This window comes from Pseudomonas sp. S2_E02, from assembly GCF_054668355.1.
The window spans coordinates 5,161,204-5,178,439 of the sequence record NZ_CP162761.1 but is presented as its reverse complement, the minus strand read 5'-3'; the positions used below and the strand labels follow the sequence as shown (position 1 = coordinate 5,178,439).

Here is a 17,236-nt window from a genome sequence, read left to right as displayed (position 1 = left end):
CTGCCGGCCCTCACAGCCCTTCCCCTCCCCAATACAGCAAAATCCCCTGTGGGAGCGAGCCTGCTCGCGAAAGCGGTGTATCAGTGTAAATATTTGCTGCTGACACACCGCTATCGCGAGCAGGCTCACTCCTACAGTTTGATCGGCGTTAATCCAGGGGCATCACGGTGACGCGCACTTCCGGGTCATGATTGCCGCCGCCCAGAATCACCCCGCGCAGCGGTGACACATCGGAAAAATCCCGCCCCCACGCCAGCGTGATGTGCTCCAGCGCAGGCTGCACATTGTTGGTCGGATCGAAATCCACCCAGCCCAGCACCGGACAAAACACCGACACCCAGGCATGCGACGCATCAGCGCCGATCAGGCGTGGTTGCCCCGGCGGTGGCTGGGTCAGCAGATAGCCGCTGATATAACGCGCTGCCAGCCCTCGCGAGCGCACGCACGCCAGCATCAGGTGAGCGAAGTCCTGACAGACCCCGCGTCGTCGCTCCAGTACTTCCACCAAGGGCGTCGCCACTTGGGTCGCCTCGGCGTCGAAGGTGAATTCGCTGAAGATCTTCTGCATCAAGTCCTGCACACCGAGAAGCAATGGCTGCCCCGGCGGAAAACAGCTTTGTGAAAACTCGACGAAACTGCGCTTCAAATGTACGTACGGTGACTGGAAGCGGTAGCGACAAGCTTCGAGCAACTCAGCGGACAACGGCTGGCTGCTGTAGGTCAGCGCATCGCGGGTCAGCTCCCAGGCGGGCGACTGATTGAAATCCAGCACAGGCCGCGCCAGCACTTCCACCGTGAGTTGCGCATTGACCTGCAACTCGTCATGCGGGCGTTCGAAGGCCAGTCGGGTCAACGGATTACCAAACACATCCAGCTCATCGCGCCGTGCTGTCGGGTCCGGACTGATCAGCAATTGCTGTTCGGTGCAACGCTGCCAATCGCATTTTCGCGGCCACAAGTGCGCCAGTTGCTGCGCCAGGGAAACCGGGCTGTCGTAGTGGTAACAGGTGTCGTGGAGGATCTGGTAGCGAGCATTCATCAAACGGACACCGTGCGCTGGCTGACATCATCGACATGGGCGAAATGGCGCAGGGCCAGACGATCCGACACCTGCCCGCTGGCCTCGGCAATGTCCTGCAGCAGATCCGCCAGACCATTCAGAGCGGCTCGTACGCTGGATTCCCCGAACAGCGGATTCTCCAGACATCCCAGATCAAACCGCGCCAGACGCTCGACCAGTTGCGGCAATCCCGCCTCCCGTGGCGCCGCGAAATCATCGTTCAAACGTTTCAAGGTGCGGGTCACCAGTTTCAACTGAAACAACACCGCGTGCGGGTTCTGCTCGTCGAGCAACAACAGGTCGAGCACCGGAATCAATTGCGCCACCGCCAGATAACGTGAGCGGTAGGTGATGCTGCTGTTGCCCAACTCCAGCAACCACTCCAGGCCTGCCTGATCGAAAGCACCGGCGCCACGCAGAAACGCCGCAAGGCTGCTGCTGAGAAACTGCAGTCGCTCGATGCGCCGGCCAATCATCAGAAAGCGCCAGCCTTCGTCGCGGGTCATGTCGTCGAGAGCAAACCCGGAAAGCGCCGCCAGCGACATCACCAGCCGGTTGAGGAAGTCCAGCAGTTCGCCGAAATCAGGCTCGTCGGTGTCCAGTTCCATCGCTTCGCGCTGCAACTCCACCAGCGCTTGCCAGTTCTCCCGCGAAAGCTTGCCGCGCACCTGCGAGGCCGCCCACTGCAAACGCTGCAGGTTGGAACGCAGGCTGAACGACCAGTCCTCACCGAGCAGCGCCGCCAACAGGCGCTCAGGGAGTTCACCTTCATCCGGCAGCAGCGTCAGCCGCTCACCGAGGTCGACCGCCGCCTGCAACGCTTGCGGGTCGTCGCCGTCGACATAGCGCGCGAGCATGATCCGCAGCAGTCGCGCACTGTCGTCACAGCGTTCACAGTAACGGCCGAACCAGAACAGGTTTTCCACCACCCGTGAGGGCAGATACGGGTCGCGTCGTACCAGATCATGGACCCCAACGCTGCGCTGACTCTTCCACTGCTCGCCACTGGGCGGACGATCACCGAGTATCCAAGTGTCTTTGCTCGCCCCACCGCGCTGCATCGACACTACTTCGGCATCAGCCTCGGCGGCCACCCGGGTCAGACCACCGGGCAGCACGCGATAACCGTCAGCACCCGCCACGGCGTACATGCGCATGCCGATCGCCCGTGGTTGCAGTTGACCATTTTCCGCCTGCCAGATCGGTGCCTGGGACAGTTGAGCCAATTCTTGCGCCACATAGGCATAAGGACGCGCCTGCATGCGCTCGGCAAGCGCCTGACGCTGTTTTTCACTCAGATCACGGCCAAAGACCGGCGCGAAGCTCTGCGAAGGAAATGCTGGTTTGATCAGCAGTTCGGGCAGTTTTTCCAGGGCTTGGGCCAACACCGGCGCCTCACCGCACCACCACGTCGCGATCGACGGCAAAATCAGTTCTTCGCCAAACAGGTATTGGTTGATCTTCGGCAGAAAGCCCAGCAATCCCGGCGACTCCAGCACGCCGCTACCCAGCGCATTGGCGACCAGAACCCGCCCTTGGCGTACTGCCTCAAGCAACCCGGGAACGCCGAGTGCCGAGTCCGTGCGCAACTCCAGCGGATCGCAGAAATCATCATCGAGCCGGCGCATGATCGCATGCACCCGACGCAAACCACTGAGGGTTTTCAGGTAGACCGTGGCGTCGCGCACCGTCAGGTCACCGCCCTCGACCAGCGGATAACCGAGCTGACGAGCCAGATACAAATGTTCGAAATAGCTTTCGTTGAAGCGCCCCGGCGTGAGCAGTACCACCAGCGGTGCGTCATCGTCACTGGGCGCCTGTCGCGCGAGGGTTTCCTGCAATGTACGGAAGAATCCCGCCAGATGCTGCACCTTCAGATCCCGGTACAACTCGGGAAAGGCGCGCGACACGATGGTGCGGTTTTCCAGGGCATACCCTGCGCCCGATGGCGCTTGTGTGCGATCGGCAGTCACCCACCAGCGCCCGTCCGGCGTACGTGCCAGATCCACGGCGTACAGGTGCAGAAATATCTCTTCCGGCGGCGCGATATGCTGACACGGCCAGAGAAAGTTGTTGTGACCAAAGACCAGCTCTGCCGGCAGCAAACCTTCACTGATCAACCGCTGCGGCCCGTACAAATCTGCCAACACAGCGTTGAGCAGTCGCGCGCGCTGAGCGATGCCTGCCGACAATTGCTGCCATTCATCCGCCGCAATCACATGCGGCAACAGATCCAGCTCCCATGGCCGATCCGCGCCTTTCGGGTCGGCATAGACGTTATAAGTGACGCCGTTTTCCTGAATCTGCCGCGCCAGCAGTGCCTGACGCTGCACCAGTTGCGCCGGCGTGCTGCGCTGCAACTGATCGAACAACCGCCGCCAGTGCGGGCGCACCGCGCCACTGCCGTCGAGCAGTTCGTGATAAGTGCCCGCCGTCAGCGGGTAGCGGTCTAGCAGGTCAGGCATGGAAAGCTCGGCAGACAGCAAGGAACGGTCAGACTAACGCAGGCACATGACATGCGGATATACGAAAAATCCGCATGTCGCGTGCGATCTAGAAACGTCGCAAATCGATTGTCATCGGTAGCTCGTCACTGATTTCCACGTTGGGTATAGGAAGTTTCCCCGGCGTGTGTCCGACGCGGAAGAATCGCGCCATGCGCCGGCTCTCCGCTTCGTTGGCATTGACCGGCAACGTCTCGTAATTACGCCCGCCCGGATGCGCGACGTGGTACTGGCAACCGCCCAGCGAGCGGCCCATCCAGGTATCGAGCAGGTCGAACACCAGCGGTGCGTGCACGGGTATTGTCGGTTGCAGACAGTTGGCCGGTTGCCACGCACGGTAACGCACACCCGCGACAAACTCGCCAACCCGTCCGGTCGGATGCAACGGCACGGCGATGCCGTTACAGGTCAGCAGATAGCGCTGCGGCGGCAGGCCTTTGAGCTTGACCTGCAAACGCTCCAGCGATGAGTCGACGTAACGCACCGTGCCGCCAGCCGCGCCCTCCTCGCCCAGGACATGCCACGGTTCCAGCGCCTGACGCAGCTCCAGTTCGATGCCGTTGACGGCGTAATCGCCGACCTTGGGAAAACGAAACTCCAGGTGAGCGGCAAACCATTCCGCGCGCAGCGGATAACCGGCGTTATTCAGTTCGACGATGACATCGGCGAAATCCTGTTCGATAAAGTGCGGCAGCAGGAAGCGGTCGTGCAGTTCAGTGCCCCAGCGCGCCAGTTTCGGCGGCGCATAAGGTTCGCGCCAGAAACGCGCGACCAGTGCCCGCAGCAACAACTGCTGGGCCAGGCTCATGCGCGCATGGGGCGGCATTTCAAAAGCACGCAGCTCAAGCAAGCCGAGACGCCCGGTGGCGCCGTCCGGTGAATACAGTTTGTCGATGCAGAACTCGGCACGGTGCGTGTTGCCGGTGACGTCGATCAGCAGGTTGCGCAGCAGTCGATCAACCAGCCACGGCGCGCATTCCTCGCCCGGCTCGGGCATCTGCGCAAAAGCGATTTCCAGTTCATATAAGGCATCATTACGCGCCTCATCGACACGCGGCGCCTGCGATGTCGGGCCAATGAACAAGCCGGAAAACAGATACGACAACGATGGATGGTTGTGCCAGTAACTGATCAGGCTGCGCAGCAGATCCGGGCGGCGCAGAAACGGTGAATCCGCCGGCGTCGCCCCACCGAGAACGAAATGGTTGCCGCCGCCGGTGCCGGTGTGACGACCGTCGATCATGAATTTCTCGGTGGTCAGGCGGGTCTGGCGCGCCTCTTCATAGAGAAATTCGGTGCGTTCGACCAACTCGTCCCAAGTCGCCGACGGCTGCACATTGACCTCGATCACACCCGGGTCCGGGGTGATGCGGAAATTGCTCAGACGCGGATCGCTCGGCGGCTCATAGCCTTCCAGCAGCACCGGGCAATGCAGCTCTTCGGCGGTGGCTTCGATGGCGGCCACCAGTTCCAGATAATCCTCAACCCGCTCCAGCGGCGGCATGAACAGGTACAAACGCCCCTCGCGGGCTTCGGCGCAGAATGCAGTGCGGGTCAGCCAGTCGGCAGATTCGTCGATTTTTGGCACGCGTTCGTCAGTCGCGGCAGGTTCGCCATGACTGTTGAGCTGCGCGGTTTCCGGCAGCTCAGGGAAGTCCTGATTCGGATCCTGAGGATGAATGAACGGATACTCGGCGGCCTTCACCCACGGCTGCGACCCCAACGGCAGGCGATAGCCCAGCGGCGAATCCCCCGGCACCAGTCGGCAATGTTCGTCACGCAGATACCAGCGCCCGCTCTGCCATTGATCGCCTTTGGCGGTGCGCGCCAGCGGCAACACCTGACCGATTACCTTGTTCAGGCCCTGACTGAAGACCTTGCGCAGGCGTGCGCGCTCCAGCGGTTCCTCAAGACGTGAGTCTTCGGCGCTGACATTGCTCGGCAACGTGCCCTCGCGCCAGAGGTAGTAGAAATTGTCTTCGTAGGCCGGGAAGACAAAACGTGTAGGCAATTTCAGGCGCTCGGCGACACTGGCGAGGAAGCGTCCGGCCAGCTCGCCATCCGCTCCGTAGTCCTGCTGCTCATCGGCAATCAGTGCGTTGTTGTGCCAGATCGGCACACCGTCGCGACGCCAATAGCAATTGAGCGACCAGCGCGGCAGTTGCTCGCCGGGATACCACTTGCCCTGGCCGAAATGCACCAGACCTTGCGGCGCGTAATGCGTGCGCATGCGCTGGAACAGTTCAGCGGAAAGTCGCCGCTTGGCCGGCCCCAGCGCGGCGGTGTTCCACTCGGCGCCATCCGGGTCATCGATGGAAACGAAGGTCGGCTCGCCGCCCATGGTCAGGCGCACGTCATCCGCCAGCAGATCGGCATCGATCTGCCGGCCCAGCGCCTGAATCGCCAGCCATTGCTCATCGGTGTAGGGCTTGGTGACGCGCGGCGCCTCCCAGATCCGTTCCACTGACATTTCATGGCTGAACTCACATTCGCATGGCTCGACCAAGCCACTGATCGGTGCCGCCGAGGACGGATCGGGACTACACGCCAACGGGATATGCCCTTCGCCGGCGAACAGCCCGGAAGTGGCGTCCAGGCCGATCCAGCCAGCGCCAGGCAAATACACCTCGCACCAGGCGTGCAGGTCAGTGAAATCGACTTCAGTGCCGGACGGGCCATCGAGGCTTTTCACGTCGGCGGTCAGTTGAATCAGATAACCGGAGACAAACCGCGCGGCCAACCCGAGGTTGCGCAGCAGTTGCACCAGCAACCACGCCGAATCGCGGCATGAACCGGAGGCGTGCTCAAGGGTGTGTTCCGGGGTCTGCACGCCCGGTTCCATGCGAATCAGGTAGCCGATGTCTTCGCTCAAGCGCTGGTTGAGCGCCACAAGGAAGTCCACCGCCGGCAGCGGCGTGCGGTCGATGGCGTCCAGATAGGCTTTGAATTTCGGCGTCAGCGGCAGGGTTTCGAGGTACGGCGCCAGTTCCTTGCGCTCATCGGCGGCGTAGGAGAAAGGGATTTTCTCGGCGTAGGGTTCGAGGAAGAAGTCGAACGGGTTGAACACCGCCATTTCGGCGAGCAGATCGACCTCGATGCGCAACTCATTGGTTTTCTCGGGAAACACCAATCGCGCGAGGTAGTTGCCCTGCGGGTCTTGCTGCCAGTTGATGAAATGCTGCTCGGGCGAGACTTTCAGGGCATACGACAGAATCCGCGTGCGGCTGTGGGCAGCCGGGCGCAGACGTACGATCTGCGGGCCGAGTTCGACAGCGCGGTCATAGCGGTAATGCGTGACGTGATGCAATGCGACATGAATCGACACGGCGTGCCTCCTGCGAGCCTAAGCGTATTCGAAAGCGCGCAAGACTTATGCCATGCAGAGGCTTGGGCGCTTTCCCGGAATGCTTAGGGCAGTACAGCACCAAAATCGGGCGATGCGGGGAAATGGTTTGGGCTGATTGCACGTAAATGTTGCGAAGAGCCCCTCACCCTAACCCTCCCGAAACGTCGGACCGCCCGTAGGGAGAGGGGACTGACCGAGTTGACTAAGCGAGCTACACCGACCTGAAGGTCTTGAGTCGAACTCAAATCTTGAAAAGCATGGAGATCTGCTCCCTTCCCCCTCGCCCCCCATGGGGGAGAGGGCTGGGGTGAGGGGGATGGATCTCCCGGACAACCCAATATCCATCCCCGGAAATGCAGAACGCCAACCCGAAGGTTGGCGCTCTGTTCAGCTCAAGTGATGTTTAGCGCGGTACGACCGGCTTGCGGGTCGGCTTCGGCCCTTTGCCTTTCGCGGCGTCTTTGCGCTCTTTCGCAGCCTGCTGGTTACGGGCAAACGCCGCCGCCTTGGCCTGCTCCCGTTTGTCCCAAGGGTTACCACCATCACTGGCACGTGGCGGCAAGCCAGTGTGCTGGGTGAGAATCTTGGTGGTCTTCTCTTTACCGTCCTTCGCCACTTTATGGCTGCCGGCTGGCGTCGAGTTCTTGCGACGGGCGCTCTGGTAGCTGTCGGTCGCCGGTTGATGAGTCGGGATCAACTGATCCTTGCCCGAACCGATCAGATCAGCGCGGCCCATGCGGATCAGCGCTTCACGCAGCATCGGCCAGCCTTTCGGGTCGTGATAACGCAAGAACGCCTTGTGCAGACGACGCTGCTCTTCGCTCTTAACGATGGTCACGCCGTCGCTCTTGTAGGTGACCTTGCGCAGCGGGTTCTTGCCCGAGTGGTACATCGCGGTGGCGGTGGCCATCGGCGACGGGTAGAACGCCTGCACCTGGTCGGCGCGGAAGCCGTTGCCCTTGAGCCACAGGGCCAGGTTCATCATGTCTTCGTCGGTGGTGCCCGGGTGAGCGGCGATGAAGTACGGAATCAGGTACTGCTCTTTGCCCGCTTCCTTGGTGTACTTCTCGAACATGCGCTTGAACTTGTCATAGCTGCCGATGCCCGGTTTCATCATCTGGTTGAGCGGACCTTCCTCGGTGTGTTCCGGGGCGATCTTCAGGTAACCACCGACGTGGTGGGTCACCAGCTCTTTGACGTACTCCGGCGACTCGACCGCGAGGTCGTAGCGCAGGCCGGAAGCAATCAGAATCTTCTTCACACCCGGCAAGGCACGAGCGCTGCGGTACAGCTGAATCAGCGACGAGTGGTCGGTGTTCAGGTTCGGGCAGATGCCCGGGAACACGCAGGACGGCTTGCGGCACGCGGATTCGATTTCCGGTGTCTTGCAGGCGATGCGGTACATGTTCGCGGTCGGGCCGCCGAGGTCGGAGATGACCCCGGTGAAACCTGGCACCTTGTCGCGGATCTCTTCGATTTCGCGAATGATCGACTCTTCGGAACGGTTCTGGATGATCCGGCCTTCGTGTTCGGTGATCGAGCAGAAGGTGCAGCCACCGAAGCAGCCACGCATGATGTTCACCGAGAAACGGATCATGTCGTAGGCCGGGATCTTCTCCTTGCCGTACGCCGGGTGCGGGACACGGGCGTAAGGCATGCCGAACACGTAGTCCATTTCTTCAGTGGTCATCGGAATCGGCGGCGGGTTGAACCAGACGTCGACTTCACCGTGCTTCTGCACCAGCGCACGGGCGTTGCCCGGGTTGGTTTCGAGGTGCAGCACGCGGTTGGCGTGGGCATACAGAACGGCGTCGCCGCGCACCTTTTCTACCGATGGCAGGCGAATCACGGTCTTGTCACGGGTCATGCGCGGGCTGGCCAGGATCTGTACGACCTTGGCTTCCTGCGGATCGTCGACCGGACCTTTTTCCTGCTCGATGGCGCAGGCCTGGGTGTCCTGGGTGTTCACGTACGGGTTGATGATCTTGTCGACCTTGCCCGGACGGTCGATACGCGTCGAGTCGACTTCGTACCAGTCTTTCGGCGTATCGCGACGGATGAACGCGGTGCCGCGCACGTCGGTGATGTCTTCGATCTTGTGCCCGTAGGACAGGCGCTGGGCGACTTCGACGATCGCGCGCTCGGCGTTGCCGTACAGCAGAATGTCGGCGCTGGCGTCGATCAGGATCGAGTTACGCACGCGATCCTGCCAGTAGTCGTAGTGGGCAATGCGGCGCAGGGACGCTTCGATGCCGCCGAGCACGATCGGCACGTGCTTGTAGGCTTCTTTGCAGCGCTGGCTGTAGACCAGGCTCGCGCGGTCCGGACGCTTGCCGGCCATGCCGCCGGGCGTATAGGCGTCGTCGGAACGGATTTTCTTGTCCGCGGTGTAGCGATTGATCATCGAGTCCATGTTGCCCGCCGCAACCCCGAAGAACAGGTTCGGCTCGCCGAGCTTCATGAAGTCGTCTTTGGACTGCCAGTTCGGCTGGGCAATGATCCCGACACGGAAGCCCTGGGACTCCAGCAGCCGGCCAATGATCGCCATGCCAAACGACGGGTGATCGACGTAGGCATCACCGGTAACAATGATGATGTCGCACGAATCCCAGCCAAGCTGATCCATCTCCTCCCTGCTCATCGGCAGGAATGGCGCTGGCCCGAAACATTCGGCCCAATATTTTGGATAGTCAAATAACGGCTTGGCTGCTTGCATGTCGACGACCGGTGTTGAAGTGAAAATTCGCGGGCGCGGAATATAGCACAAAAAATAACCAATTCCGACGGCAATGGTCGGTTTCTCTTACAACCCGCGTCGAGCCTGCCCGATACCCCGTAACAGGCAAAAAGATCATCGTTCAAACTTAACGTTCATCAGTCCGGTGCCTGCGCCGACTGATGTGGCAACCCTTCAAGGATGAAGCAATGTCACCCAAACAGCCCGCCAAGGGCAGCATCAAAGTCAAGCCCCCCACCAGCCCGGATGCGCCGCAGCAAGGCAATACCGGGCGAGCGCCACGGACGGGGCCTGAACCGTCCCTGCCTGTCCCCTCTGCAACGCGTCCGGGCGGCACTCACGGCACTGCCAGCCCTGAGGTAACAAGACCGTCTCCCGTCGTCATCACGCACACAGCAACCGCCTCGGTGAAAACGGGCGCAACGGGAGCAAAATCGCTGGAGAGTTACCGTATCCCCGCACCTGACCGTTTGCCCCAGGCCAATACCGAGGGCTTGAGGCTGTACAAGGGCCGCGAATACGTCGATGTCGCGCACGGCAGCATCGTGATGGTCGGGGTCGATCCGCAGACCGGCCTCTACCGCGCCCAACTCGCGGCCGAGCGGGTTGCCAGTGGTCCGCTACTGCTGCGCGACGCCGACAGTGGTCTGTGGCATTCGCTCAAGGACGGTGACGCCGTGACCTTGATTGACACTCACCTGCAGACGTTGCGCACGGATCTCGAACTCACACGCGCCAAGGCCGACAGCGACGGGTTATTGCGCCACGAGGGCCGACTGTACCTGTCCCTGCACAACCACGTTTATCAGGTCATACACGATGTGAGTGCCTCTACGGCGACACAAAAAGCGTGGCGTATCGTCAACCCGAAAGATCCCGTGGCAACCGATATCGCCAATATCTACCGCGCCAGCCGCAGCGGCGAAACGCGGACTGTGCGGCGCGATGAGGGCAATCGCTGGGTTTATCATTTGCCAGAGCTGAAGAGCGGCATCACGGATGCAGAGGCGGCCGGGTTAAGCATCGACACTTTGAGGCTGATGTATCTGCCTTTTCAGAAAGCACACGCAGAGTTGGAGAACTCGACTGCGCTTCATAACGATCTCTGGGCTGATATCAAAAAATTGCCGGAGGGCAGTGCAGAGAAAAACCTGAAACTGCTCAACCTTGAGGTGAATCTGCTCAAGCATGTTCACAAGCAAGCAGATTTCGTGGAGTCACTTATTCTCAACAAGAACTGGCTGATCCGCGCAAAAGCAAAAGGGCTGTTCAAACAGGAATTGCGCACCTTCCGGATAGAACGTGCGGAGTTTCTGAATCGACTCATGGCGACCATGGACCTGAGGTTCAAGCCTACGAGCGCCAAAGTCGACGCCGACAGTTGCAGGAAGATGATCCCCCACCTGAACAAGAAGCTGAGGTTTATCCAAGAGCGGGAAGTGGTGTTGGCAGAAATCAAAAAAGCCGATCCAGGAGCGGAACCGATACTTGAAAAAATCAGACAGCAAGTGCCGTCGGCCGAGCGTATCGACTTCAACAAACTGACGCTCTATATACACCTGTTTGCGGGCGCGCCCGACCATTCGCCCAACGCCACGATGCCCTCGCTTTCCTCGGTTGATCTGGTCACCAGCGACCTGAACAAGATTCCGCAGCACCACCAGCCGATGGCACTGCTCTTGAGCCTTGATCAGATAAGGTCGGACAAGTCTCGATTTGAAGCGCTACTGACCACTGATATCGACACTGCCAGGGCCGAGTACCTGAGGGAAGCCCTCACCTTGATCGACCCACTCGAACAGCGAATCGAAAACAGACTGAGCGACATTCTGGAATCGATTGGTCGCGACCGCGAACTGCCAAACATTGACCACGATATCGATTTCGATTTCCTTCCGCCGCAACCAGACACCTCCGAAAATGCACGCCCCGTGCCGCCCAGAAAAATTTTCCGGATCCGTCAACACGGAACTTATCGGGTAATGGTCGGGGACATGGAAACGACCCAGGATGGCAACATCATCGTCAAGGTCCAGGACCCGTTGCGTCCCGATTCGCCATCCCGCTACGAAAAAAGACAAGGTGAATGGCTGCCAGTGCGCCCGCCCATCACCAGTACACCCAGACCACAGCTGGTCGCCGAGGCTAACCGGTTACTGGCCGACGTCGAACAACACGTTGCCAAGGCCAGGGTGGACGAGGCGAGAAAAACCAATCCGACCGATATTGTCGAAGACCTGAGTAAAGAGACTGAACGACTGAACGAGCAGGCAAGGCGCCTGGAAAGCCATGAAGACGCGGACACCGAAATCCTCGACCTGGCTGCGCGTTTGCGAAGCGCTGGCGGGTCACTGGACGCGCATGGCCAAAGTGTTCTGGTGCGCATGTACAAGAACAGGGAGGTGCTCGACATCATGCGCTTGAACTATCTGATGGATGCCGACGAAGTCAGCGTGAGCAAAACCGTTGATCGCAAGCCATCGGGCAAAGGCAAGGGCAAGTCGTTTCTCGACGTTTATTCGATCACTGATCGCGCCGATGACGCACCGTTATGGGAGGCACACTTCCACTATGACCAGCACAACGCCGCGCCACTGAGTTTCACCACAAGAGGCGGCCACCTCAAAACCCTCGAACAGAGCCGACGCGGTATCGAGTCTCAGCGCCGCGATGAACAGGCTGGCTTGCCGCACGTGGCCATCTGGCGCCAGACCTTCGATGGCAAGACCGCGAGCAAGATTTTTGCACTGGCCAGCGAGGCTGGCGTGCCTTCCAGGCCTGAGTAAAGGACTCAGGGCCATACGATCAATCAGGCAATGACGCCGCCCCTGCCATCAGCTCCCGTTCAGGCGAACTGATGCGCAAACCCGCAAGGATAGAAAGACATGCCCGTTAAATCGCCCCCCAGAGGCAACAATTCCGGCAATCCCCCGGTTCGCCAAAACACTGTGCCAGACGTGGACACCCCGCGCCTCGACCTGCCACCGCGCACACATTTAGAGGTCTCGATACCCGGTGGGCAACCACCACGACCGGGCCGCTTACCAACGCCAGCCGATATCGACGCGATCGAGCCGGCTCCGAGCATCACCATTCATCGACCCGCGTTGCCGATTGAAAATCCGCGTGCGGCTAGCCAGTCCCTGGAACATTACTGGGTGCCTGCGGCCAGCGGTTTGTCGGATCGCAACGCTGACGGTTTGAGAACCCACAAAGGCCGCCAATATGCCGATGTACCTGGCGGCATCGTGCTGGTCGGCAAAGATGCGCAAACAGGACTGTATCGGGCCAGACTGCCCAGCGAATCCAGTCCCTCGGGACCCGTGTTGCTGCGTGATTCCAGCGCGGGACTCTGGCATGAGCTGGAACACTTCGAGCCGATCGGTGTGCCATTGTCGAGCAGCCGCCTGGAAGCTTTCCGCACGCCACTGGATTTCAGCGGCATTCAAAGGGGCAGCGATGGCCTTCACCGGCTCAACGGTAAACTCTATGCGGTGATCGACAACCACAGTTATCAGGTTCTGCACGACACCGACGCCTCGACCCCGTCGACAACGGTGATGCGTATCGTCCGTGCGCAAGATCCGGTGGCCAGCGACAGCACCAATACCTATATCGCTACACGCCCCGGGCGCTCGGAGCCGATCATTTACGATGCTCGCGAAGGCTGGCTGGGAACGGCGGTCGGCGGTGCCGGCGGGATGTTCCGCAGCGAGCCAGGCAGCCCCGCGCATCCTGGCCTGCTGCAACGGTTTGCCAGCGCGATCAATCATTTGCGCACGCCAGAGTCCCGCGCTCGAAAGCTCTTCCCGGCCCTCGACAGCGAGGAGATCACCCGGCTTCTGCATTCGCACGGGGATGACGTCCGCGGCTATCTGACCCAACGCGAGGCCAGTTACAGGGCGCTCAAGGCGGATCTCGCTTCCTGGATCAGGAAGACATCCTCGCAGGCCCCCAACGAAGCTGCGCATCCCGCGGTGGAGCGTGCTGTCGAAGAAATAAAACGTTGCTGGAAACGGCAGACGGGAACGACGCTGAAACTTGATTTGGGAGAGGCAATCCTTGCGCCGCTGACGGCTGATTTCAGCCATGTAAGAACTCTGGAGCTGAAAGCGGTCGCCTGGTCGGACACCGCCGATACCTTCCTGGGCAGTTTTCCCAACCTCGAGAAACTGTCGGTGACTCACTCCTCCCTGGATAAGTTGCCGCCCGATATCGCGCCGATGACCGTTCTCAAGGCTCTGGAGCTGAGCTCGAACCGAATCCAGCTCAATGAGCAGACAGCAGTAAAACTGGGCGCACTCAAGCAGCTTGAACACCTCGACCTGTCGAGCAACCCGCTTGGCAGAATCCCGGACTTTCGCGGCATGTCGCAACTTCGGTCATTGAACCTGAGCAACACCGGACTGGATCACTGGCCCAGCGGTTTACGCGATCAGGTGGCACTGGACGTGGTCGACTTGCGCCATAACCAACTGCGCGAAATTCCACAGCCGATCCTTGACCCGTCAAACAATGAACTACTGGCGATTGCCCGTATCAACTCGGTCACCCTGATTGAAGGCAACCCCTTCCCGACCGGTTACTGGCGAACGCTTGAGGTTTATTGGCGCCGCGTAGTGGCCGACTATCCGGCGATGCGCACGGGCTCCCGCGCAGACGCATTCAGACTGGATGGCGACATTCCCGAAGTGGCGATGGTGCGGCGTATGTATCCAGACAAGAATCCGCAAGCCGCCAGGGAATATTTGCTCGCCCTGGGGGATGGCGCCGAAGAACAGATCGCGCGACGCATTGCCGGCTTCGAGCTACTGGAAACGCAACTGCAGGCCTACATCGCCGACAGTCAACCCGGACCGGCCCACGCCGTGGGCCCGGAAAGAGTCAACGCTACCCGCCTGGCAAGAATCATCAAAGGCTGCTGGCTGGGCGATTCGGACGGCGAACTGAAACTGCCAGCGCTGTACGGTCCATTACCCCTGCTGACCGTGGATTTCAGTCACATCAAATCCCTCAGTCTCGACTCGGTAATCTGGTCGGACACCGCCAATACGCTTCTGTCCAATTGCCCCAATCTGGAAAGCCTGACCATCGTTAACTCCGGCATCGATAAACTGCCGCAAAAAATCGCCGAGATGGACAAACTCAACTATCTGGATCTGAGTTCAAACCAGATAAAACTGGATGAACAAAGCGCTTTGGCACTCGGTGCATTGCATCAGTTGAAACAGATCGATCTGTCCAACAATCAACTGCGGGCAGTGCCCGACTTCAGCGCCATGTCCGGGTTGCAGGCATTGAGCCTGAAAAACACGGGCCTCAGTCAGTGGCCTGCCGGGCTGCTCGACAAAACCGCCTTAAACCACCTGGACCTGCGCGACAATCGCTTGAGCGAGGTTCCCCAGGCCAACCTCAACCCGACACCCGAGACGCTGGCTGTCGTCGCGCGGATCAACAATGTCACGCGCCTTGAAGGCAACGACTTCCCCTCCGCGTACTGGCGAAAATTCGACGGCTACTGGCGACGCCTTAAACAGTCTCACCCCGAGCTGATGGAGCCGGCCCATCCCGCCGTATTCGATAGCGAAGACTCCAGGGCCCAGCGTTATCGAAACCTGTTCCCGAGCAAAACCATCAAGGAGTGCAGGGAGTTCATCTGGAATCATGACAAAGGCACCGTGGCACCACGCTTGCTCGCACTGGAACAAGAATTCGATCTTCTGAAAACCCAGCTCGACGACTGGGTCTTTTCCGGGGGCGGCAACCGCCTGCGTTACGTGCGTGCCAATCAGCTGCAAATCAACGCCACCACCCGTAATGACCGCACTGCCGCGCGGGATCGGATCATCAGTTGCTGGCGCCGCGAGACGGCGCAAAAACATGCTTTCGACGGCACACCGATCGGTCTGGAACTGGACTTGAGCGGCCTGACCTTGCCGACCCTGCCGGATCTGAGCATCGACTTCAGCCATGTGGGTTCACTCAGATTGAGCGGCATGAACCTGACGGAGTCACCGGAAGGCTTCCTCACCCGTTTTCGTCATGTGCGCTGGCTGGACATGTCGAACAATCGCCTCAGGGACTTGCCCCCAGCAGTAGGAGAAATGCACGGGATGACGCGCCTGTTCCTGCAGCACAACCAACTTGAACTCAATGCAGAAACGGCGCGGATACTGGCCGGACGCACAACGCTCAGAGCACTCTGGATCGACAACAATCCCCAGCTCGGTGTGATCCCGGATTTCAGTCTGATCACCGATATGCGCGAGGTCACCCTGGCGAACACCGGCATCACGCAGTGGCCAACCGGGCTGTTTGATCAACCCCTGCTGACCCGGATCGATCTGAGCAACAATCAGATCACCACGATTCCTGACTTTGTCACTGCTCCGTCCCCGGAGCGCCTGGCGCATTCGGTCCAGGTGAACAGTGGCACGTTACTGACGAATAATCCGATTACCGATGAGACGCGGATACAAATGGGCGTCTATCGCAGGCAACTGGACGAAGCCCAAACCGGGCTTCACAACAGATCCAACCTGTTCACAACGTCATTCCCCTTGGCACAACGTCCCAGTGCAAGGGCAGCCGCGGACCCTGCTCCGATCTGGACCACCGGACTACCCGCTGATCAAGCGATCGCCAGAAACACTCAATGGCGCACGTTGCGCGAGCAGCAAGGCTCGGACGGCTTCTTCAACATCCTCGCGAGCCGTGCGCACCATGCCGACTTCCGGCGCCAGGTCTGGGACGTGATCGATGTCATCAGCCAGGACAATCCACAGTCGCGAACCTTGCGTCGAGAACTGTTCGATCGCGCGTGCGAAGCCGGCTGCACTGACCTTGCCGCAGCCACCTTCACCGATCTGCAGGTCCTGGCCATGACTCACAAGGCGCGCATACAGGCCAGGCTGGATATGAACGGCGCCCCCTTGGTGGCGCTGTCCAAAGGATTGTTCCGGCTAAAACAGGTCGACGACATCGCGGCGGCAGAGATCGCTTCAAGCAGGGCAATCATTGACGATCCGGCAACCTCCCGGGAGCTGCGAAACAGCCACAACCTGCGCATACGCGATCCCCATGAAATGACCATGGCCTACCGCTTTGGTCTCAGGGATCGGCTGCAATTGCCGTTTCAGCCACAGACACTCTCGTTTATCGGCATGGCCGGCGTTACCCCGGCAATGCTGGATGCGGCATATCGCAAAGTCTCGACGCTGAATGGTTCGCCTGAAGAGTTTCAGGCATTGGTGTCGATGAATTTCTGGCAGGACTTCATCATTCACAAATACCAGGCGCAATTCGATGCGAGTCGCCAGCCGTTCCAGGATCGCCAGGAAATTCTCGACAGCCAGTCATCACAAAGACTGCTGAGCGAAGCTCAATATAAATCGCAAACCGATGACGTAACGGCGCAGTTGGCGATTGTCGAAGCGACATTGATCCAGACGCTGACGCGGCAGGAATTGCAGCCTCGAACAACAATCGAGGCGCCTCCTGCCAACGTCACGCCTGCGCAGGAAACTCCGGGATCGAGTGGCGCGACGTTGTAATCGATACAGCGTCGCAGCAGGCCGATGAACTTCGGC

The 17,236-nt window shown here is 60.0% G+C and carries 6 protein-coding genes; 2 read left to right on the top strand and 4 right to left on the bottom strand.

Annotated features, from left to right (window positions below):
• Positions 1 to 148: 148 nt before the first annotated feature.
• From AB4O01_RS23180 to AB4O01_RS23165, 4 genes are all read right to left on the bottom strand, one after another.
• Positions 149 to 1,039, bottom strand: a complete 891-nt coding sequence (locus tag AB4O01_RS23180) for a transglutaminase family protein (protein WP_099757850.1) — start codon at positions 1,037 to 1,039, stop codon at positions 149 to 151.
• On the bottom strand, positions 1,039 to 3,525 hold the full coding sequence (locus AB4O01_RS23175) for a circularly permuted type 2 ATP-grasp protein (RefSeq protein ID WP_460089679.1): 2,487 nt from the start codon (positions 3,523 to 3,525) through the stop codon (positions 1,039 to 1,041). The genes AB4O01_RS23180 and AB4O01_RS23175 overlap by 1 nt, the downstream gene beginning before the upstream one ends.
• Positions 3,526 to 3,613: 88 nt before the next feature.
• Positions 3,614 to 6,889 carry a transglutaminase family protein gene (locus AB4O01_RS23170; RefSeq protein ID WP_460089678.1) on the bottom strand — a complete coding sequence of 1,092 codons (3,276 nt, stop codon included), beginning with the start codon at positions 6,887 to 6,889 and terminating at the stop codon, positions 3,614 to 3,616.
• Between the two features lie 424 nt (positions 6,890 to 7,313).
• Complete coding sequence (locus AB4O01_RS23165; protein WP_093430185.1) at positions 7,314 to 9,626, bottom strand: YgiQ family radical SAM protein; 2,313 nt, start codon at positions 9,624 to 9,626, stop codon at positions 7,314 to 7,316.
• Positions 9,627 to 9,835: 209 nt separating this feature from the next.
• Between AB4O01_RS23165 and AB4O01_RS23160 the strand changes: the two genes are divergently transcribed.
• Entirely contained in the window at positions 9,836 to 12,433 is a 2,598-nt protein-coding gene (locus tag AB4O01_RS23160; RefSeq protein WP_460089675.1) for a hypothetical protein, read from the top strand.
• Between the two features lie 171 nt (positions 12,434 to 12,604).
• On the top strand, positions 12,605 to 17,200 hold the full coding sequence (locus AB4O01_RS23155) for an NEL-type E3 ubiquitin ligase domain-containing protein (protein ID WP_460089674.1): 4,596 nt from the start codon (positions 12,605 to 12,607) through the stop codon (positions 17,198 to 17,200).
• Positions 17,201 to 17,236: the final 36 nt, after the last annotated feature.

Excerpts from the sequence above, each read along its gene's own strand:
- AB4O01_RS23180 (WP_099757850.1), bottom strand. The coding sequence starts at position 1,039 with ATGAATGCTCGCTACCAGATCCTCCACGACACCTGTTACCACTACGAC.
- AB4O01_RS23175 (WP_460089679.1), bottom strand. The coding sequence starts at position 3,525 with ATGCCTGACCTGCTAGACCGCTACCCGCTGACGGCGGGCACTTATCAC.
- AB4O01_RS23165 (WP_093430185.1), bottom strand. The coding sequence starts at position 9,626 with ATGCAAGCAGCCAAGCCGTTATTTGACTATCCAAAATATTGGGCCGAA.
- AB4O01_RS23160 (WP_460089675.1), top strand. The coding sequence starts at position 9,836 with ATGTCACCCAAACAGCCCGCCAAGGGCAGCATCAAAGTCAAGCCCCCC.